A 19,695-nucleotide genomic window follows, 5' to 3' on the forward strand; every position below is an offset into this window, starting at 1 on the left:
GCCCGGGCGACAGCAGCGTGAGACGAGGGACCGGTGTGAGCGGAGTTAGACGCGTGCCCGCGACGCCCGGCGAGGTCACGGCTCCGGAGAATTCCTCTGCCCTGAACGTCACCAGCGTCGGCGCGAGCGTGCGTGAGCCGGTCGCCGAGCTGGGCTCCGACCGGCTGGACGCACCCGCCGTCGACGTCCACGCCGTCGATGTGCACGGGCCCATGTGGGTGGTGCCGCACGAGGTGCCGGCGATCGTGCCGCGCTCGTCGCGGTGGACCGAGCCGCGCTGGGTGGGCGTCTATCGCTGGGCCGCGGTCGGTGGCGACCTGCTGGCCGCGATGATCGGCATCTCGATCGCCCTGCTGACCCGCTTCGGGTACCACGTCGGCAGCAGCTACCTGCTGATCAGCAGCCTGCTCCCGCTCGCCTGGGTCGGTGTGGTCGCTCTGTCCAAGGGCTACGACTCCCGGTACTTCGGCGCCGGGCCGGACGAGTTCCGCTCGCTGCTGCGCTCGGGGGTCGGGCTCACCGCCGCGGTCGCCCTGGCGTCGTACGCGACGAAGACCGAGATCGCTCGTGGCTTCGTGGTGCTCGCCATCCCGGTGATCGTGGGAACCGCGCTGGTACTGCGGTACGGGCTGCGCAAGGACCTGCACCGGCATCGTCTCCGAGGCCGCTGCATGCACCGCGTCCTCGTGGTCGGCCGAACAGGGCCGGCCGCCACTTTGTGTGAGCACCTGGAGAGCCGCCCGACGGACGGGTTCCGGGTGGTGGCGACCTGCCGGCCGCGCGGTGATTCCCGCTCGAGCGGCCCGTTGCAGCCCGACGAGCTCGACGAGGCGGACATCCTGGCCGCGGTCGACCGGCATGCCGTGGACGTGGTCGCGGTGGCGACCGATCCCGAGCTGGCCGGCCAGTCGCTGCGCCGGTTGTCCTGGGCGCTGGAGCAGCGCGGCGTCGAGCTGATCGTGTCACCCGGCATCATCGAGGTGGCCGGCCCGCGGATCTCGATCCGCCCGGTGGCGGGCCTGTCGCTGCTGCACCTGGAGCGGCCGTCCGTGAGCGGCGGGCCGCACCTGATGAAGGCGGTCTTCGACCGGACGCTGGCCCTCGGCATGCTGATCCTGCTCGCACCGCTGATGATCGGCCTCACCATCGCGGTGAAGCTGTCCAGCCCCGGACCGGTGCTGTTCCACCAGCGCCGGGTCGGCAAGGGCGGCGCCGAGTTCACCATGCTCAAGTTCCGCAGCATGTACGCCGACGCCGAGGCGCGCCTCGGCGACCTGTACGCGCTCAGCGACGGCAACGGCGTGATCTTCAAGATGCGGGACGATCCGCGGATGACGCCGCTGGGCAGGCTGATCCGCCGGTTCTCGCTCGACGAGCTGCCCCAGCTGTTCAACGTACTGCGGGGCGACATGTCCCTGGTCGGGCCACGCCCCCCGCTGTCGGAGGAGGTCGCCCTGTACGCTGCGGACGACTCCCGGCGGATGCTGGTCAAGCCCGGCATCACCGGACTGTGGCAGGTGAGCGGCCGCAGCGATCTCTCGTGGGACGAGTCGGTCCGTCTGGACCTCCGCTACGTCGACAACTGGTCGATGACGCTGGACCTGCTCATCCTCTGGAAGACCGCGCGTGCGGTGATCTACGGAGCAGGAGCCTATTGATGGTCATCGACCGACGGTCACCGGTGTACGTCGCAGGCCACCGGGGACTGGTCGGGTCGGCGATCTGGCGCCGGCTCGAAGGTGACGGCTTCACCCACCTGATCGGCGCGACGTCCGCCGAGCTCGACCTGCGCGACCGCGCCGCGACGTTCGCCTTCCTGGCCGAGCACCGGCCGGCGGTGGTGATCGACGCGGCCGCCCGGGTCGGCGGCATCCTGGCCAACCGGGACCACCCGACCGAGTTCCTCAGCGAGAACCTGCGGATCCAGGTCAACCTCATGGACGCCGCTCTGGAGGTCCGGACGCGGCGGCTGCTTTTCCTCGGCTCGTCCTGCATCTACCCGAAGTTCGCCGCCCAGCCGATCCACGAGTCGAGCCTGCTGACCGGGGAGCTGGAGCCGACCAACGACGCGTACGCGATCGCCAAGATCGCCGGCATCATGCAAGTCCAGGCCGTCCGCCGGCAGTACGGGCTGCCCTGGATCTCCGCGATGCCGACCAACCTCTACGGGCCGAACGACAACTTCGACCTGACCAGCTCGCACGTGCTGCCGGCGCTGATCCGGCGGTTCCATGACGCGAAGCAGGCGGATGCCCCCGAGGTGGTGCTGTGGGGGACCGGGACGCCGCGGCGGGAGTTCCTGCACGTCGACGACCTGGCCGACGCGTGCCTGTTCCTGCTGGAGAACTACGACGACCCGCAGACCATCAACGTCGGTGTCGGCGAGGACGTGACGATCCGCGAGCTCGCCGAGCTGGTGGCTCGCGTCGTCGGGTACACCGGTGCGATCGGCAACGACCTGTCCAAGCCGGACGGCACCCCGCGCAAGCTGCTGGAAGTGAGCCGGCTGCGGGCCCTGGGCTGGAAGCCCGCGAGAGACCTCGAGCGAGGCGTCGCGAGCACGTATGCCTGGTACCTCGAGCACCTGGGGGGTGAGGCATGAGGAAGGCCCTGATCACGGGGATCACCGGTCAGGACGGTTCGTACCTGGCCGAGCTGCTGCTGAGCAAGGGGTACGAGGTGCACGGCCTGATCCGCCGAGCCAGCACGTTCAACACGCACCGGATCGACCATCTGTACACGGATCCGCACGAGCAGGACAAGCGGCTGTTCCTGCACTACGGCGACCTCACCGACGGGTCGCGGCTCGTCACGCTGCTCGCGTCGATCCAGCCGCACGAGGTCTACCACCTCGCCGCGCAGAGCCACGTGCGGGTCAGCTTCGACGAGCCCGAGTACACCGGTGACACCACCGGGATGGGAACCACCCGGCTGCTCGAGGCGATCCGGATGATCGGGCTGGACTGCCGGTTCTACCAGGCCAGCAGCTCGGAGATGTTCGGCGCCACCCCGCCACCGCAGAACGAGGACACCCCGTTCTACCCGCGCTCGCCGTACGGCGCCGCCAAGCTCTACAGCTACTGGATGACGCGGAACTACCGCGAGGCGTACGACATGTTCGCGGTGAACGGGATCCTGTTCAACCACGAGAGCCCGCGCCGCGGCGAGACCTTCGTGACCCGCAAGATCACCCGGGCGGTGGCCCGGATCAAGCTCGGCCAGGAGAAGCGGCTGTACCTCGGCAACCTGCAGGCCTGCCGCGACTGGGGCTACGCACCGGAGTACGTCGAGGGCATGTGGCGGATGCTCCAGCACGACACCCCGGCGGACTACGTGATCGCCACCGGTACGTCGTACTCGGTGCGGGACTTCGTCTCGCTGGCCTTCGACCACGCCGGGATGGACTGGAAGGACTTCGTCGACTACGACGCGCGGTACGAGCGGCCGACCGAGGTGGACTCGCTGATCGGTGACGCCTCGAAGGCACTGGAGGAGCTGGGCTGGAAGGCCCAGGTCCACGTGCCGGAACTCGTCCGCATCATGGTGGATGCCGATCTCGACATCCTGACCCGCGAGGACTGAAGCAATGACTGCCGAGCTGACGGACCAGCACTTCACGCAGGGATCGGCCCGCCCTGCCGACCGGCCGCATCCCCGGGTCGACGTGCTCGGGATCCATGTCAGCGTCACCGACATGGACGAGACGGTCGAGACGTTCGCGCGCTGGATCGACTGGGGTGAGCGGCACCTGGTCTGCGTCTCGGACATGAACTCCGTGCTGCACGCCCGCGCCGACGAGCACCTCACCGAGGTCTACAACAACTCCGGGCTCACCGTCGCGGACGGGATGCCGCTGGTCTGGGCGGGTAAGCGGGCCGGCTTCGACCGGATGGCCCGGGTCTGCGGACCGGACCTGCTCGAGCGGGTGATGGCCGAGGCGGCCGAGCGCGGCTGGTCGCAGTACTTCTACGGCGGTGCCGACGGGGTCGCCGAGCAGTTGCGGGAGAACTTCGTCGCGCGGCACCCCGGCCTGCAGGTGGCCGGCGCGTACTCACCGCCGTACCGGGCTCTGACCGAGGCCGAGGACGCCGAGATCGTCGACCGGCTGAACGAGGCGGAGCCGGACATCATCTGGGTCGGGCTCGGCGCGCCGAAGCAGGAGCGCTGGATGGCCGAGCACCGGGACCGGCTGGACGCCGCGATCCTGATCGGCGTCGGCGCCGCGTTCGACTTCCACACCGGCCGGCTCGACCGGGCGCCGGGCTGGATGCAGCGGTCCGGGCTGGAGTGGAGCTACCGGCTCTACAAGGAACCGCGCCGGCTCTGGCGCCGGTACGTGCTGGGCATTCCGCGCTTCGGGGTCGGCATCCTGCGCCGGCCGCCGCGACCGGTTTCTTGAAGTTTCGGAAACTGGCCGGACCGGCCGGCCGGGCGGGCTGGGGACTGGCCGATCAGGGCCTGTCCAGCCTGAGCAACCTGGCCGTCGGGGTTTTCGTTGCCCGCAGCGGCACTGTCGCCGACTTCGGCGTCTATGCCCTCGCGTTCGGCGGCTACACGATCGCCCTGAACGTCTCGCGGGCCGTCGCGACCGAGCCGCTGGCGGTGCGCTACACCGGCGACCGCGACCCGGATTGGCAACGAGCGGTCAGGGCCAGTACTGCGACCGCGGTGCTCGTCGGCCTGCTCTCCATGCTCGTAGCGCTGGCGATCGCGGCGGTCCCCGCTGTTCCGTCGAAGGGCGTGCTGATCGCATTCGCGGTGACGATGCCGGGCCTGCTTCTGCAGGACGCCTGGCGCTGGGCCTTCTTCGTCGTCGGTGAGGGCGGTCGCGCCTTCCTGAACGACCTGATCTGGTTGCTCGCGATGGGAGTCTTCTTCGCCGCGCTCTACCTGGCCGAAGCGGCGACGGCGTTCTCGCTGACGCTGGCGTGGGGCCTGGGCGCGGTGGTGGCCGCGATCGCCGGGCGGTTCCAGACCCGGTTGGCGCCGCGCCGGCAACTGATCCAGGAGTGGGTGAAGACCCACTGGGACCTCACCCCCAAGTACGTCGGGGAGATGCTCGCCGTGAGCGGCACGATCCAGGTGTACATGCTCGGGATCACTGCCGCAGCGGGAATCGCGGCCACGGCCGGTATCCGCGGCGCGCAGGTCCTCCTGGGCCCGGTGAACGTGCTGAACCAGGGGATCCGGGTGGTCGCAGTACCGGAGGCGGCCAGGGCGCTCAGGCATTCCTACCGGCGGCTGTGGCTTGTGGGCCTGGCGATCTCGCTAGGAGTCGGCGCGGGGGCCTTGGCTTGGGGAGCGGTCTTCCTGCTGCTGCCCGAGGACGTGGGGGAGTGGCTGCTGGGCGAGGGCGTCTGGGCCCAGGCGAGCGCCGTGATGGTGCCGGTCATCCTGCTGCAGGCGTTCGGAGCCTCCAATGCCGGCGCGTTCGCAATCATCCGGGCACTTGCGGCCGCTACCAGGGGTTTGCGGGTCCGTCTGGTGTCCTCGGTGATCCTGATCGTCGCGGGCATCGGAGGGGCATTGCTAGGCGGTGCCACGGGTGCTGCCTGGGGACTTGCCACCGCTTCCTTCTGCACTCTGCTGCTGTGGTGGCACGAAGCCCACCGGGCCATCGGCGTCCACAAGGCTGCTGCCAGCCGACGGTGACGCCTGGGGCCTGCCCCTTTGCAGGCAGACCCCAAGCGCTCCCTCTAGCGTGCGTCGAAGTGGGTCTGCACCTGGTCCGCGCTGAGTGCGGCCGGGTAGATCGCCACTTCGTCGATGGTTCCTGCCAGACCGCTGCTCGCCGGCTGGTTGGGCCAGGCGTTCAGGTTGTCGTTGCCGATCCGCCAGTAGCCGGTGTAGCCCTCGGCGTTGTTCACGCTCTGGGTGCCCTGCAGGACCCCGTCGAGGTAGAACTTCATCGAGCCCGGTGCGAACGTGCCGACCACGTGGTGCCAGTCGCCGTCGTTGGTGCCCGGCGCCGAACTGATCGTCCGGGTGGACCCGTCGTAGATCCCGAAGGTGACGGCGCCGTCGTTCTGCAGGTAGAGGTGCCGGTCGTACTGGCTGCTCGTCCCGTTCGAACTGTTGCCGAAGCCCACGAGTTTGCCGCCCTGCGTCGAGGTCGTCCGGTACCAGGCTTCGACGCTGAAGGTCTGCGGCTGGCTGATCGCGGTCTGCCCGATCATCCGTCCGTTCCCGGTGAAGTCACCCGCGGTGTTGCCGCTCGTCAGCGCACCGGCGACGCCCAGGCTGACCCCGGAGTACGGGCCGGTGTTGTTCTGGCCGGACGAGTCGGCCGCTGTGGCCGTCCCGTTCGGTTCCCCGAGCCGCCAGTACGCCGTGGGCCCGTCCGCCAGCACCTGCTGGTCGTACGGCGCGTCGACGGCAGCCACCGTGACCGGTAGGGAGTAGTCGCCCCGGAGGGTGCTGTTCCCGTCGGTCACCTCGATCCGGTAGACCTGGGACGACCCCGGGGTCAGTCCCGTGTCGGTGAAGGACAGCCACGGACGGCTCCAGAACCTCGAGTCCGCCGTGTAGGTGGCGACCACGGTGTTGCTGAAGCTGCGCAGTACGCGGTAAGTCAGGGTGATGTCGTCGTTGTCGACGACGGTCTGGAAGTTCACCTTGACCTGCCCGGCCTTGTAGCTGACCGGAACCACCTTGGCGGGCTTGGCCGGAGCCGCACCCGGTCCGGTGTTGGTGAAGCGGACCAATCCCTGCTGGGTGGCGCCGTTCACCGTGGTGAAGTCGCCGCCGACCCAGAGATCGCTGCCACCGGTCGCCGACACGAGCGGGCCCACCTGGGTCGGTGCGCCGGTGTTCGTGTTCGGGAACCACGGGCCGAGCTCGCCGGTGTCGAGGTTCTGCGTCAGCAGGAAACGGCCCGCGCCCTGCGGGAACCCGTTACCGCCGAGGTAGCTGCAGTCGTGTGCGTGGGAGCCCTTGTAGAGCCAGCCGTTCACCACCGTGATGGCCTCGGTCGCGCCCAGGCAGTTGTTCTTCCACAGCAGGCTTCCCGAGCCGACGTCCGCCGCCCAGGTGCCGTCGAAGCAGCCGCCACCGTCGCCGGCGTTGGCGAAGTACACCCGATCCCCGCTGGTCTCGATGTCCTTGACCCGCGAACTGCAGCCTGGCGCCGGATCCGGGACCGCGCTCGCGGCCGGGAACGCCTGCAGCGAGCCGTCGACCGGGTCCAGGCTGGCCACGGACCAGCGCGGCGTACCGTTCACGGTCGAGAAGTTGCCACCGGCATAGACCCGGGAGCCGTCGTCAGCCACGTCGATGGCATAGACGTCGTTGTCCAGCTGCGGCGCCCAAGGCAGCAGCGCCGCCGTACTGGTCGTCACCGCGGCCAGCCGCGGCCTGGCGATGTTGTTGACCAGCCCGAACGAGCCGCCCAGATAGACCGTGCTGCCGGAGACCGCGAGGGCCTTGACCCGGTAGGAAACCGACGGCTTCCAGTTGGAGACCAGGGCGCCCGTCGCGGTGTCGAAGGCCGCGATCCGGTTGCGGGTCTGGCCGTCGACCTTGGTGAAGTCACCGCCGACGAAGACCCGGGAGCCGTCGGCCGAGGCCGCGATCGCCCAGACCATGCCGTTCAGGACGTGGTCGAACCCGGTGTCGAGCGCACCGGTGCTCTGGTTGAACGCGGCCAGATAGGTCCGCGCCTGTTCGCTGGTACCGGCCGCGGCGCCCGGTGGCCGCACCGTGGTGAACCGTCCCCCGACGTACGCCTTGCCGTTCGCCACCGCGAGTCCTTGCACGCTGGCGTTGGTCTGCCACGCCGTGCTCGTCAGAGCCGACAGCGAAGCACCGATGCTCTGAGCGGGCGCTGGTGCCAGCAAAGCTGCCACCAGCGCCCCACCCAGCGCGAGAATCCCCACCTTCTTCAAAACATCCCCCCTCAAGGATGTACCCCTGTGCGCCGCCTGGTGCGGCGAAGGGTCACACGGCCCGGATCACCGGACCTTCACCGACACCGCCGGCCCCTTCCGGATGTTGCGTCCGTCGTGGATCTCGATGTGGTAGCTGACTGTCTGGCCACTCTTCACGCCGGTGTCGACGAAGGTCGTGGTCAGCCGCTGCCGCCAGTAGTACGTGTAGTACTTGTAGGTCTTGACCAGGGTCGAGCCCCGGAACACGTTGTAGGTCAGCAGGATGTTGTCCAGGTCGTAGCCGTCGGTGAACTGCACCGTCACCTGGTTGGCCACCGTGCTGGACAGCACGGGAGCCTTAGGCGTCAACGGGAACGCGCCTCCGGGCACGTTCGTGAACCGGGTCAGGCCCTGCTGGACCTTGTTGTTGACCTTGCTGAAGTCGCCGCCGACCCACAGGTCGTTGCCTCCGGACGCCATCGCCAGCGGTCCGACCTTGGTGGTGCCGCCCGCGTCGGTGTTCGGGAACCACGGGCCGAGCTGGCCGTTGACGGCGCTCTCGACCAGCAGGTAGTGCGTGCCGGTGCCGTCGCCGAATCCGCCGCTGGAGCTGCAGTTGTGCGCGTGCGAGCCCTTGTACACCCAGTTGCCGATGGCCTTGATCGCCTCGGTGGCGCCCAGGCAGTTGTTCTTCCACAGCAGCTTGCCGGTGGTCGAGTCCGCGGCCAGGACGCCGTCGTAGCAGCCCGAGCCGTCGCCACCGTTGGAGACGAAGACCTTGGTGCCGAGGGTGTCGATGTCCTTCACCCGGGTGGTGCACGTCGAGGTGGGCTTCGGGATCGCCGCGGCGGCAGGCATCGTGTAGGCCGCACCGGTGGTGGTGTTCACCATCCCCAGCGAGTAGTGGTCGATGCCGCGCAGCGTGGTGAAGGGGCCGCCCACGAACACCCGGTTGCCGTCGTCGGACACGTCGATCGCGTACACGTCTTTGTTGGCGTTGGGGTTCCACGCCAGCAGATCGCCCTGGATCAGCCGGAGTGCCGCCAGCCGGTTGCGCACCTGGCCGTCGACCGTGGTGAACGAGCCACCCAGGAAGACCCGGTTGAACTGGTTGATGGCCAGCGCCTTGACGCGGTAGCTGACTACCGGGTCCCAGGCCGAGACGATCCGGCCGGTGACCACGCTGAACATCGCGATGTGCTTGCGGGGCAGGCCGTTGACGGTGGTGAAGTCGCCGCCGATCACGACCCAGTTGCCGTCCGGGCTGGTCGCGATGCTCCACACCGCGCCGTTGAGCTTCGGCGCGAACGAGGTCGGCGCGCCGGTGGTCCGGTTGAACGCCGCGATGTAGGTGCGGACAGCCTCACCCTGTCCGGCCGGTTTGCCTGGCTGGCGGATCCGGGTGAACAGACCGCCCGCGAAGACGGTGTTTCCCGAGACCGCGAGAGCGTTCACGCTGGCGTTGGTCTGCCACGACGTCTGCTTGACCGCCGAGACCGCGGAGGCGAAGCCCGGCTGGGCGGCCTCCACCGGAGCTCCGGACGGGATCAGGGCAGCGGCGAGTACGGCGGCAGCCGTCACGACTGCCAGAACTAGCTTTTTCATCAAAGTCCTTCGGACTGGGGCGGGCGGGGCCATTAGCACGCGAATCTAGCGCCGGTGGGAGGTCGTCAGGAAGGCGACTTCCCACCGGCGTTATGACTTTGTGCTATAGGAGGTTAGCCGTCCGCTCAGCGGGCACTGAAGTGGGCCTGCACCTGCGCCGCGGTCAGTGCGTAGGGATAGACCGCGGCCTCGTCGATGGCCATGTTCGTCTGGGTCGCGCCACCGCCGGACCAACTGTTGATGTTGTCGTACCCGATCCGCCACCAGCCGTAGTACAGCGACGCCTGTCCGGTGGTCAGGCTGCCGGCCGACACGCCGTCGACGTACAGCGTCATCGCGCCGTTGTCGAAGGTGCCGACGACGTGGTGCCACTGTCCGTCGTTCTTGTTCGAGGCGCTGTTGATGGTCTGCTTGACGCCGTCGTTGACGCCGAACGTGACCTGGCCGTTCGAGCGCATGTACAGCATCCGGTCGGTGGAACTGCTGTTGCCGGTCTTGGAGTTGCCGAAGCCGATGATCCGTCCGCCGCGGGTGACGGACTGCTTGACCCACGCCTCCACGGTGAACTGCTGCGGCATGCTGTAGGCCTTCTCGCCGACCATCCGGCCGCTGCTGGTGCTGATCGTCGCCGCGGTGTTCCCGGCGATGGCGCCGGCGCTGCCGAGCGTCATCCCGGTGAAGGTGCCGTTGTTGCTCTGGCCGGAGGTGTCCACCGACGTGGTCGCGCCGACCGGCTCACCGAGCCGCCAGTACGCCTGCGGGCCGTCGGAGGCGATGATCTGGTCGTACGCCGTGCTCGCGGTGGTCGCCACCGTGAGCGGGTCGGAGTAGTTGCCCCGGAGCGTCGTACTGCCGTCGGTCACCTCGACCCGGTAGTTCGTCACTTCGCCCGGCGTCACGTCGGTGTCGGTGTAGTGCAGCCACGGGCGGTCCCAGAACGTCGACTTCGCCGTCCAGGTCGCGATCGTGGTGTTGCTGAAGCCCTTCAGCAACCGGTAGGTCAGCGTGGTGTCGTCGTTGTCCACCACGGTCTGGAAATGCACCTGTACCGCGCCCGGCTGGACGCTGGAGGGGAGGACCTTGGCCGGCTTGGCCGGAGCCGCGCCCGGGCCCGCGTTGGTGAAGTGGGCCAGACCCTGCTGGCCGAGGCCGTTGGTCTGGGTGAAGTCGCCGCCGACCCACAGGTCCGAGCCGCCGGTCGCGAAGGCCAGCGGACCGACCTCGGTGGGCGGACCGGCGTTCGTGTTCGGGTACCACGGGCCGAGCGTGCCGTCCTCGAGGGACTCGGTCAGCAGGAACCGGTAACCGGCGCCCTGCGGGAAACCGCCCGCGCCGGCGTTGGCGCAGTCGTGCGCGTGCGAACCCTTGTAGAGCCAGCCGTTGACGACCTTCAGGGCTTCGGTCGCGCCCAGGCACTGGTTCTTCCACTTCAGCGCGCCGGTGGCGACGTCCGCCGCCCAGGTACCGTCGAAGCAGCCGCCGCCGTCGCCACCGTTACCGAAGTAAACGGTGTCGCCGCTGGCGTCGATCGCCTTGACCCGGGTGGTGCAGGAGCCGTTCGGCGGCGGGACCGCCGAGGCGGCGGGGAACGGGAGCACCGCGCCGGTGGTCGGGTCGAGGCTCGACACGGTGTTCTGGTTGGTGCCGTTGACGGTGCTGAACTGGCCGCCGGCGTAGACCTTGGACGCGTCGTCGGCCACGTCCACGGCGTACACGTCGCCGTTGACGGCCGGGGCCCACGGCAACAGTGTGCCGACGTCGCCGGTGACCGCTGCCAGCCGGAGCCGCTCCACGTTGTTGACCAGGCCGAACGAGCCGCCGAAGTACACGGTGCTGCCGGACACGGAGATGGTCTTGACCCGGTACGAGACCGAGGGCTTCCAGTTCGTCACCAGCTCGCCGGTGGCGGTGTCGAAGGCGGCGATCCGGTTGCGGGTCACGCCGTTCACGGTGGTGAAGTCACCGCCGACGTAGAGCCGGGAGCCGTCGGCCGACGCGGCCACGGCGTACACCTGGCCGTTGAGGACCGGGTTGAACGCGGCGACCAGGTCGCCGGTGCTCGCGTCGAACGCGGCCAGGTAGGCCTGCCCGACCTCGTTGGTGCCCAGCGCCGAGCCCGGCGGGCGGACGCTGGTGAAACGACCGCCGACATAGGCCTTCCCGGCCGCGACGGCGATGCCCTGGACACTTGCGTTGGTCTGCCAGACCGGGCTGTCCTGTGCCGAGAGCGAGGCGCTGATGCTCTGGGCGGGCGTCGGTGCCAGCGTGGTCGCCAGCAGGATGCCCACCACCCCCAGGCGCGCGAGCAGCCATCTCTTCTTCATACCGCGGTGTCCCCCCTCGGACAGGCGCCATCCCGGCGCCGCACATGGTTCGTGAATCCCCCGACAGGAGAGTAGGCCACACCAGGTGAGTGTTTGACCAGTCTGTTCAGGCCTCATTTCAGCAAATTGTCAACAAGCGTGACCGTGCGTGAGCGTTACGGACGATTGCCGTTCCGACGGCCGGGAATCCGGTCGTCCGGGGACCCGGCCCGGGGCCGGTAACGACGGCCTGCTGATGCCTATATCCTGGGCCGTCGAACTCGAATTGGGGGGCCGGATGGAACCGGGCACCGTGGTCTGGCGGGACACCGCCCAGGCGCTGCTCAGGCACAAGTGGCTGATCATCGGCTGCATCCTGCTTGGCACCGTCGGAGCCGCTGTCTTCTCGCTGTCGCAGACCGAGCGGTGGACCGCGTCCAGCCAGGTGGTGATCGGTCCGGCCGTGCCGCCGGCTCTGGTCGGCAACCTGCCGACCGGCGCGGACAAGACCGGCCCGCTGGGCCTGGACCTGCCGGCCGAGACGCAGGCGCGGGTGATGGCGAGCCCGACGATCCTGCGTGAGGTCGCCAAGTCCCTCGAGCTGCCGACCACCGACGACTCGGTGCAGGCGCTCGCCGGGGTGACCCGGGTGAAGGCGGTCACCGACAACGCGTACCTGATCACCATCGACGGTCCGACCGCCGACGAGGCGGTCCGCCGGGCGAACGCGATCGCGCGGATCTACCTGGCCCAGCGCAGTACCGAGGCCAAGCAGTTGCTGATCACGCTGGCCAGCCAGGCGTCTGACCGAGCCAAGACCGCGACGGCCCAGTCGAAGACGCTGGTCAGCCAGATCTCCGAGGCCGTGGACCGGGGCGACACCCAGACCGCCGCGGCGCTGCGCGACCAGCGGGTCGGCCTGGCCACCGAGGCCCGGCAGGCCGCCGACGACGCCGCCGCGATGAACAAGGCGCTCTCCGGCGTCGGCGCGAGCAGCCAACTGGTCACGCCGGCCACCAAGGACACCGCGACCTCGTCGCCGCTGGTGATGCGCGACATCACCGTCGGCGCGATCCTCGGCCTCGTGCTCGGATTCGGCGTCGCTCTGCTCTTCACGCACCTGAGCCCGTTCGTGCTGACCCGCGACCAGGCCGCCCGCGCCGCCGGCTCGCCGGTCATCACCGCCTCCATCGGGCGCCGCCGGTTCTGGCGCCGCGCCGCGCCGCAACTGCCGCCCTCAGAAGTCACCTCGCTGGGCACCGAGGCGAGTGGCGCGCTGGCGCGTCGCGAGCTGAACCCACGCGGGATCGGTGCCAGTGGCGCCGGCGCACTGCTCGTCGTGTCGGCCTCGCCGACGCCGAACTCGGCCGGTATCGCGCTCGCGATGGCAGAGGCGAGTGCCCGCGACGGCCGGGAAACCCTGCTGGTGCTGGCCGATCTGCGCGGCACGCCGCTGCTTTCGCACGTCACCGACCACGAGGGCCTGACCGACCTCGTCACCGAGCCGGCCGCGACCCGTGCGGTCCGGGCGCGCAAGCTGTTCCGCCCGGGCACGGTGGCCGACCTCTACGTGCTGCCGCCCGGTCTGAGCCAGGAGGAGTCGGCGCTCGCCGTCGGCCCGTCGCTGGTGCCGGGCATCGTGGCGGACCTACCCCCGGGGTACTCCGTCGTGATCCACGGCCCGGCCTCTGTCGGCAGGCACGGGATCTCTCCGTTGGCCGCCGCCGTCGATGCCTCGGTCCTGGTGGTTCAGGTCGGCCACGACAAGGAGACCGACCTGTCCCGGCTCACCGCCGCCCTGAAGTTCGCGGGCGCGCCGGTCCTGGGCGTAGTACTGATCGGTGCTTCGCGGCACGACGAGACCTTGGGTATCCCGCTGAACTTCAGCCCGGCCGAGCCCGCCGCGCCGCCGATCCGCTGACGGTGCGCCGATGACCCTGACGGCACCGCCGGTGCCGGGAACCACACCCCAGGCCGAGGGCGACAAGTCGAGCTGGCTGTGGATGGTCATGTGGTGCCTGCTGGTGCTCGGCGTGCAGCCGTGGTCGTCCAGGGCCGCTACTCCGCAAGGAACGACAGGGTCGACCAACAGCCTGATGAAGGGCGTGCTGCTCGGGGTGATCTTCCTGGTCACGCTGGCGGCGACCAAGCCGGGCTTCCGGACCCGCCTGAGCCCGACCACGAGCATCTACGTCGGCTATGTGCTGTTCGCGAGCGCCACGGCCTTCCTGCTGGCCGATCCGGGTGGTCCGCTGCTGCGGCTGGCGCGGTTGATGATCGGGTTGTTCCTGCTGTTCATGCTGTGGCGGCCACTGATCCGGGAGCCGGAGCGGTTGATCCGGGCCCACCTGCTGGCTCATCTGCTGCTGGCACTGACGGTCGTGCTGAGCCTGATCTGGCGACCGGAGGTGGCCTGGCGGCCGCTGAGCGCTTTCGGCACCGGCTACCGCCTGCAGGGCGTCCTCATCCCGATGCTGCCGCCGCGCGTCGGCGAGGTCGGCGCGATCCTGCTGGGCCTGGCGATCATCGCATTCGTGTCCCGCAAGCTGACCTTCTTTCCGGCGAGCGCCTGCATCGGCCTCGGCCTGGTACTGGTCGCGCTGAGCCGCACCCGTACCGCGGCCGCGGCCGTCGCCTTCGGGCTGGTGCTCGCGCTGCTGCTGACCCGGAAGACCTGGTGGGGGCGAATAGCGTCGATCTCCGTGCCGGCGTTGATGGGGCTGGCGTTCCTGATCATCCCTTCGCTGCACACCTGGTTGTTGCGCGGGCAGGGCGCGAAGCAGATCAGCTCGCTGAGCGGCCGGACCACCAGCTGGCAGTACGTGCTCGACGAAGAGGTGTCGCTGCAGACCGCGATCATCGGCCACGGACTCGGCAACAAACGGGTCCTGCTGCGGCGCGGTGAGGGCGACATCGACGTGATGGCGATCGACAACAGCTGGCTGAGTCTCTACTGGGAGACAGGTCTGCTCGCCGTCACGATCGTAGGCATCGCGATGATCGTCGCCTGGGTCTCGGTACTGCGCGCGCCGACGCCGTTCGTGAAAGCGAGCGGCGCGCTGCTGCTCGGCTATGTCTCGGCGGCCTCGCTGAACGAGAGCGGCCTGTCCGACCTGAGCTCGATGACGCTGCACCTGCTGGTCGCGGCCGCGGTCTGCGACTCCGACCGATTACGCGCCAGAGCCAGGGCGCTGGCCGAGAAACCAGCGCCGCACACGCCCCAATGGCGATGACCAGACCTGCAAGCACTCATTAGTGCTTGCAGGGTGGTTGTTGCCGGCTAGCTGCTGACGCTGTCCTGGTCGAAGCCGGCGGCCTGCCACTGGGACCAGGTCATCGTCTGCCCCCGGTAGGCGAAGCGCTCGGCCTGCTTGTCGCCGATCAGGTAGCTGTTCCGGCTGAACCTGATCGCGCCGTCCCCTGCGGGCGACTCCTTGTTCTCGACCACCCCGGTGCTGGCCGTCTTCGCGTCCATCACCACCTGGTTGGCCTCGATCACGATGTCCTTCAGCACGTACTTCCCGCGCGGTCCGTCGCCGCGGGTGCGGGACTGGATCGCGATGCCGTTGCGGTTGTCCTTGACCAGGTTGCCGGCCACGGTGACACCGGACGAGGTGTTCACGTTGATGCCGCCGCCGTCCCACAGACTCGGGCCGGAGCCGCGGCCGGTGCCGAACCCGTTGCCCTCGACAACGTTCTGCTCAATGGTGGCCTGGTAGCTGATCTCGTACCGGATGCCGTCCGCGGCGTTGTCGCGGATCCGGTTGCCGGTGATCCGCCGGTCGAACTCGGCGATGTCGCTCCACATCCCGATCCCGCGGTTCGCCACGATGTCGTTGCCGGACACCTCGCCGGACGACCGGGTCGACTTGATCCCGCCGGACTCCCAGTCGGCGATCCAGAACCCGTCGGTGTTGTTCCGGGTGACCAGGTTGCCGGTCAGCTTCACGCCTTCGGAGCTGTACTGGCCGATGCCGAGCTGCCCGTTGTCGGCGACGGTGTTGCCGCTCACCACGGCCTGGTCGCCGTCGATCACCATGATGCCGACCGCGTGGTTCCAGCGGACCTCGTTCGCGGTGACCCTCCAGCCCGGACCGACCTGCAGCGCGCCACCCTGCGGCTTGCCGGCGAAGTGCTCGATGGTCAGTCCGGCGATGGTGACGTCCGGTGCGGCGGCCTCGATCGCGGTCTGCGTCCGCGACATCTCGACGTCCTTGCCGGTCGGGTCGTCCGCGAGGTACACAGCATTCGCCTTGTAATCCCCGAAGAAAGAGCCCGGCTTGAGCTGATCGAGGGCCATCACCCGCGTGAGGTGCTTCCCGGCCAGGAAGACCTGCTCACCGGGCTGACACGGGTTGGTGTTCTCGTCCTCGCACTTGCCCTTGAGCTTGTACGCCGCGGGCAGCGCGCCTCGCACCACCCAGTGCCGCTGATCCTGCTGCCAGCCGGTGAGCTCGACGGATCCGCTGAGCACCGCGCCTTCGCTGCTCGCGAGGGTGATCCCGGCCTCGGGACGGAGCGCGTGGGTGATCCGGTGGAGTCCCTTGGTGAAGCAGAACATCTTGGCCGTGGGGTTCGCGCCGATCACCTGCTGGGGATCCGTGCCGACCGGGATCGGTACACCGTCGCACTTCGGCGCGGTGGACGGACCGGTCGGGCCGAGCTTGATGTTCGCCGCCGGGGGAGCGGCTGTCGGGACCGCGACCGTCGGTGTCGGTGGGGTCTGGTTCGACGCCGGCGTGGCCGGGTCGTCGGTGCATCCGGCTACTACGAAGACAGCGAGCAGAGCTGCGCCCGCCGACATGATCCCGCGTCTCATCGATTCCCCCACGTCGCCGGCCCCAAGAAGTCGCCCAAACTATAGGTCCTCGCCCGGTCCTCGACTTCAGGGCTTGCAATCGGTACCCAGCTACAGCCTTACGGTCGGGTCATGAGCACTTCTGAGAACCTCTGGGTCCCGTCGGCCTGCACCCTGCCGACGGTCGAGCAACCGCTCCGGGTCGCCGAGTTCGACCAGCTCTTCGCCCGCTCCGTGCAGTCGGTCCGCCGAGTCGATCCGGCCACGCTGGACCTGACGATCGCCTCCACCGCGGAAGCCGAGACCCGCGATCTAGCCCGCCGCGAGATCGCCTGCTGCTCCTTCTTCACCTTCGACTTCCTCCCTGCCGACGACGCGCTGGTACTGCGGATCGGCGTACCGGTGAGCGCCACCTACACCGCAGTAGTCGACGCCGTGGAGGCTCGGGCTCTCACGGCGCAGTCGGGTGGTCAGCAGTCGGGTGGTCAGCGGGCGGGTGGTCAGCGGGCGGGTGGTCAGCGGGCGGGTGGTCAGCGGATGTAGGTGGTTCGGGCGAGGTTGTAGGCGAGGTCCTTGGCGACCTGGAAGGCGTCGTCCTCTTCCAGGCGGTGCTCGACGACGAGGTTGGCCAGGTAGCCGGCGTCGATCCGGCGGGCCAGGTCGTGCCGGGCGGGGATGGAGAGGAAGGCGCGGGTGTCGTCGACGAAGCCCGAGGTGTTGTAGAAGCCGGCCGTCTCGGTGACGAGCTCGCGGAACCGCCGTATCCCGTCCGGGCTGTCGAGGAACCACCACGGCGCACCCAGTCGCACGGTCGGGTAGACCCCGGCGATCGGCGCCAGCTCGCGCGAATAGGTGGTCTCGTCCACGGTGAACAGCACCATCCGGAACCCGTCGGCGTGCCCGAACCGCTCGAGCACCGGCCGCAGCGAGCGGGTGAACTCCGTCGCCACCGGGATGTCGTGCCCCTGGTCCGGCCCGTACGCCGCGTGGATGTCCGGGTGGTGATCGCGGAGCACGCCCGGGTGGAGCTGCATGACCAGCCCGTCCTCGGCCGACATCGCCGCCATCTGGAACAGCATGTGCCCGGCGAAGGCGCTCGCGTCCTCGGCGGAAACCTCGTCCCGCAAGGCGCTCTCGTAGATCCGCGCAGCCGCTGAGTCGTCGAGCGGAGTCGCGGCGGCGCTCAGATGCCCGTGGTCCGTGGCCAGTGCGCCGGCGGCCAGGAACGCGTGACGACGCTGCCGCAATGCGTCCAGATACCCGGCGTACGTCGAGGTGTCGGCGCCGGCGAGCTCCCCGAGCTGCCGGGTCAGGTCGCTCCAGCCGGGCCGGTCCAGGTGGACGAGCGCGTCCGGGCGGAACGTCGGGATCACCCGGCCGGGCAGATCGGCGGCGAGCTTCGCGTGGTGCGCGAGGTCGTCCGTCGCGGCATCCGTGGTCGAGATGACCTCGATGTTGAACCGGTCGAGCAACGCGCGCGGGCGGAACTCCGGCTCGGCCAGCCGCGCCGAGATCTGGTCGAACAAGGCGTCGGCCGTCTCCGCGGAGGGCGCCACTTCGACGCCGAGCACCTCGGCGAACTCGTGCTCCAGCCAGTACCGGCTCGGCGTCCCGAGCAAGAGGTCCCAGTGGGAGCAGAACTCGCGCCAGATGTCGCGGGGCTCGGCGGTTCTGGCGCCGTCGCGGCGGGGGAGTCCGAGGCGGTCGGGGGCGACACCCTGCGAGATCAGCATCCGGGTGACGTAGTGGTCGGGCACCACCAGCAGCTCGGCGGGGTTGCCGAACGCCTCGTCGGTGGCGAACAGCGCGACATCGACGTGCCCGTGGAAGCAGAGCAGTGGCAGGTCACGGGTGGACTCGTGGATCCGGCGGGCCACCTCGCGGGCCTCGCCGGCGGGCAGGGCACGGTCCGGATGGGGGCGCAGAGCCTTCGGCATGAGTCCTCCGTGAGGGGTCGGCTGCAACGGCTGGTGCAAAGGATTGCAGGCAACCGAGCCTCACACAAGTCCATGAAACAAGGGAGATCAAGCGGTTGTCCACATCCGGTCATCGAGCTCTTGACACAACACTGCAAGCGATTGCAGACTCAGCGGACGACCAGCACTGGAGGTGGAGATGCCCGCAACGCTTCGTGATGTCGCACGCCTTGCCGGGGTGTCGCCGTCCACGGTGTCCCGGGCCTTGTCGACGCCCGCGGTCGTCAACGCGGCCACCCGGGCCCGGGTGCAGGCCGCCGCCGAGCGCCTGGGCTATCAGCCCAACCGGGCGGCCCGCGGGCTGATCACCGGCCGGACCGGGAACATCGGCCTCGTCGTGCCGGACCTCGCCAACCCGTTCTTCCCGAGCGTGGTGAAGGGTGTCCAGGCCCGCGCCCGGCAGTCCGACGTCGCGGTCTTCCTGGCCGACACCGACGAGGACGCGGTCGAGGAGGTCGTCCTGGTCCGTGCGCTGGCCAAGCAGGTCGACGGCCTGATCCTGTGCTCGCCCCGCGCGAGCGAGGAGGACCTGGTCGCCGTCGCGCAGGAGACCAACGTCGTGCTCGTCAACCGCCTGGTCGAGGGAGTCCCCGCGGTCACCTTCGACAACGAGGGCGGCATGCGCCAGGCGATCGCCCACCTGGTCGCGCTCGGCCATCGCCGGATCGCCTGGGTCGGCGGACCCAAGACCTCCTGGTCCAGCGCGCACCGCATCATCGGCCTCTACGCGGCCGCCAACGACAACGGCGTGGCCCTGCTGGAGGTCGGTCACTTCGCACCGACGTACGACGGCGGCATGGCCGCCGCGGACCAGGCCGTCGCCACCGGAGCCACCGCGGTGGTGACCTACAACGACCTGGTCGCGATCGGGCTGCTGGCCCGCTTGCACGCCCGCGGAATCTCGGTGCCCGACGACCTCAGCGTGGTCGGCATCGACGACATCGCCATGTCCCGGATGACCCGCCCCGCCCTCACCACCGTGCGGCTGCCGAAGCAGAAGGCCGGCCAGATCGCCGTGGAGTTGCTGCTCGCCGTCCTCGACGACCCGGATCCCGACACCATCATCGGGACCCGCGGCACGTTGCACGGCGAGCTGATCGTGCGGGACTCCACGGGAGTGGCCTCAGACCCTGCACGACCCTGACAGA

At 69.4% G+C, this 19,695-nt stretch carries 14 protein-coding genes; 9 read left to right on the forward strand and 5 right to left on the reverse strand.

All coding sequences use genetic code 11. The annotated features are described in order from the left end of the window. The first annotated feature begins 53 nt into the window (after positions 1–53). The 5 genes from EV648_RS23760 to EV648_RS23780 are packed head-to-tail and all read left to right on the forward strand — an operon-like array spanning position 54 to position 5,652. Positions 54–1,658 (forward strand): sugar transferase, encoded by a 1,605-nt coding sequence (locus EV648_RS23760; protein WP_241995540.1) that lies wholly within the window; start codon positions 54–56, stop codon positions 1,656–1,658. Further along, a complete protein-coding gene (locus tag EV648_RS23765) occupies positions 1,658–2,602 on the forward strand; it encodes a GDP-L-fucose synthase (protein WP_132295827.1) in 945 nt (314 codons plus the stop codon). The genes EV648_RS23760 and EV648_RS23765 overlap by 1 nt, the downstream gene beginning before the upstream one ends. Beyond that, positions 2,599–3,582 carry a GDP-mannose 4,6-dehydratase gene (gene gmd, locus EV648_RS23770; protein ID WP_132295830.1) on the forward strand — a complete coding sequence of 328 codons (984 nt, stop codon included), beginning with the start codon at positions 2,599–2,601 and terminating at the stop codon, positions 3,580–3,582. Before EV648_RS23765 ends, gmd begins: the two co-directional genes overlap by 4 nt. 4 nt (positions 3,583–3,586) lie before the next feature. After that, positions 3,587–4,399 carry a WecB/TagA/CpsF family glycosyltransferase gene (locus EV648_RS23775; RefSeq protein ID WP_132295834.1) on the forward strand — a complete coding sequence of 271 codons (813 nt, stop codon included), beginning with the start codon at positions 3,587–3,589 and terminating at the stop codon, positions 4,397–4,399. After that, positions 4,396–5,652 carry a hypothetical protein gene (locus EV648_RS23780; RefSeq protein WP_132295837.1) on the forward strand — a complete coding sequence of 419 codons (1,257 nt, stop codon included), beginning with the start codon at positions 4,396–4,398 and terminating at the stop codon, positions 5,650–5,652. Before EV648_RS23775 ends, EV648_RS23780 begins: the two co-directional genes overlap by 4 nt. Before the next feature lie 44 nt (positions 5,653–5,696). On the opposite strand, the gene EV648_RS23785 is transcribed toward EV648_RS23780, so the two are convergent. The 3 genes from EV648_RS23785 to EV648_RS23795 form a co-directional block, all read right to left on the reverse strand. Then, positions 5,697–7,874 (reverse strand): LamG-like jellyroll fold domain-containing protein, encoded by a 2,178-nt coding sequence (locus tag EV648_RS23785; protein ID WP_241995589.1) that lies wholly within the window; start codon positions 7,872–7,874, stop codon positions 5,697–5,699. A gap of 75 nt (positions 7,875–7,949) precedes the next feature. After that, complete coding sequence (locus tag EV648_RS23790) at positions 7,950–9,470, reverse strand: fibronectin type III domain-containing protein (protein WP_132295843.1); 1,521 nt, start codon at positions 9,468–9,470, stop codon at positions 7,950–7,952. Between the two features lie 125 nt (positions 9,471–9,595). Beyond that, positions 9,596–11,794 carry a LamG-like jellyroll fold domain-containing protein gene (locus EV648_RS23795; protein ID WP_132295846.1) on the reverse strand — a complete coding sequence of 733 codons (2,199 nt, stop codon included), beginning with the start codon at positions 11,792–11,794 and terminating at the stop codon, positions 9,596–9,598. Positions 11,795–12,071: 277 nt separating this feature from the next. Between EV648_RS23795 and EV648_RS23800 the strand changes: the two genes are divergently transcribed. Next, the gene (locus EV648_RS23800) at positions 12,072–13,694 is read left to right on the forward strand and encodes a Wzz/FepE/Etk N-terminal domain-containing protein (RefSeq protein ID WP_132295849.1); all 1,623 of its coding nucleotides are present in this window, start codon (positions 12,072–12,074) and stop codon (positions 13,692–13,694) included. A gap of 10 nt (positions 13,695–13,704) precedes the next feature. Beyond that, entirely contained in the window at positions 13,705–15,006 is a 1,302-nt protein-coding gene (locus EV648_RS23805; protein ID WP_132295852.1) for an O-antigen ligase, read from the forward strand. 47 nt (positions 15,007–15,053) lie between these two features. On the opposite strand, the gene EV648_RS23810 is transcribed toward EV648_RS23805, so the two are convergent. After that, positions 15,054–16,592 (reverse strand): right-handed parallel beta-helix repeat-containing protein, encoded by a 1,539-nt coding sequence (locus tag EV648_RS23810; protein WP_241995541.1) that lies wholly within the window; start codon positions 16,590–16,592, stop codon positions 15,054–15,056. Positions 16,593–16,703: 111 nt separating this feature from the next. Here EV648_RS23810 and EV648_RS23815 point away from each other — a divergent pair, with 111 nt between their 5' ends. Further along, a complete protein-coding gene (locus EV648_RS23815) occupies positions 16,704–17,114 on the forward strand; it encodes a hypothetical protein (protein ID WP_199234782.1) in 411 nt (136 codons plus the stop codon). On the opposite strand, the gene uxaC is transcribed toward EV648_RS23815, so the two are convergent. After that, positions 17,102–18,508 (reverse strand): glucuronate isomerase, encoded by a 1,407-nt coding sequence (uxaC, locus tag EV648_RS23820; protein ID WP_132295855.1) that lies wholly within the window; start codon positions 18,506–18,508, stop codon positions 17,102–17,104. The two genes, EV648_RS23815 and uxaC, sit on opposite strands and share 13 nt — an antisense overlap. A gap of 178 nt (positions 18,509–18,686) precedes the next feature. Between uxaC and EV648_RS23825 the strand changes: the two genes are divergently transcribed. Beyond that, entirely contained in the window at positions 18,687–19,691 is a 1,005-nt protein-coding gene (locus tag EV648_RS23825) for a LacI family DNA-binding transcriptional regulator (protein WP_132295858.1), read from the forward strand. The last annotated feature ends 4 nt before the right edge of the window (positions 19,692–19,695 follow it).

The organism is Kribbella sp. VKM Ac-2568 (assembly GCF_004345365.1).
Classification (GTDB): domain Bacteria; phylum Actinomycetota; class Actinomycetes; order Propionibacteriales; family Kribbellaceae; genus Kribbella; species Kribbella orskensis.

Coding starts and splice junctions, on each gene's coding strand:
- EV648_RS23815 (WP_199234782.1), top strand. CDS start 16,704: ATGAGCACTTCTGAGAACCTCTGGGTCCCGTCGGCCTGCACCCTGCCG.
- EV648_RS23825 (WP_132295858.1), top strand. CDS start 18,687: ATGCCCGCAACGCTTCGTGATGTCGCACGCCTTGCCGGGGTGTCGCCG.
- EV648_RS23765 (WP_132295827.1), top strand. CDS start 1,658: ATGGTCATCGACCGACGGTCACCGGTGTACGTCGCAGGCCACCGGGGA.
- EV648_RS23790 (WP_132295843.1), bottom strand. CDS start 9,470: ATGAAAAAGCTAGTTCTGGCAGTCGTGACGGCTGCCGCCGTACTCGCC.
- EV648_RS23795 (WP_132295846.1), bottom strand. CDS start 11,794: ATGAAGAAGAGATGGCTGCTCGCGCGCCTGGGGGTGGTGGGCATCCTG.
- EV648_RS23800 (WP_132295849.1), top strand. CDS start 12,072: ATGGAACCGGGCACCGTGGTCTGGCGGGACACCGCCCAGGCGCTGCTC.
- EV648_RS23805 (WP_132295852.1), top strand. CDS start 13,705: ATGACCCTGACGGCACCGCCGGTGCCGGGAACCACACCCCAGGCCGAG.
- EV648_RS23775 (WP_132295834.1), top strand. CDS start 3,587: ATGACTGCCGAGCTGACGGACCAGCACTTCACGCAGGGATCGGCCCGC.
- gmd (WP_132295830.1), top strand. CDS start 2,599: ATGAGGAAGGCCCTGATCACGGGGATCACCGGTCAGGACGGTTCGTAC.
- uxaC (WP_132295855.1), bottom strand. CDS start 18,508: ATGCCGAAGGCTCTGCGCCCCCATCCGGACCGTGCCCTGCCCGCCGGC.
- EV648_RS23810 (WP_241995541.1), bottom strand. CDS start 16,592: ATGAGACGCGGGATCATGTCGGCGGGCGCAGCTCTGCTCGCTGTCTTC.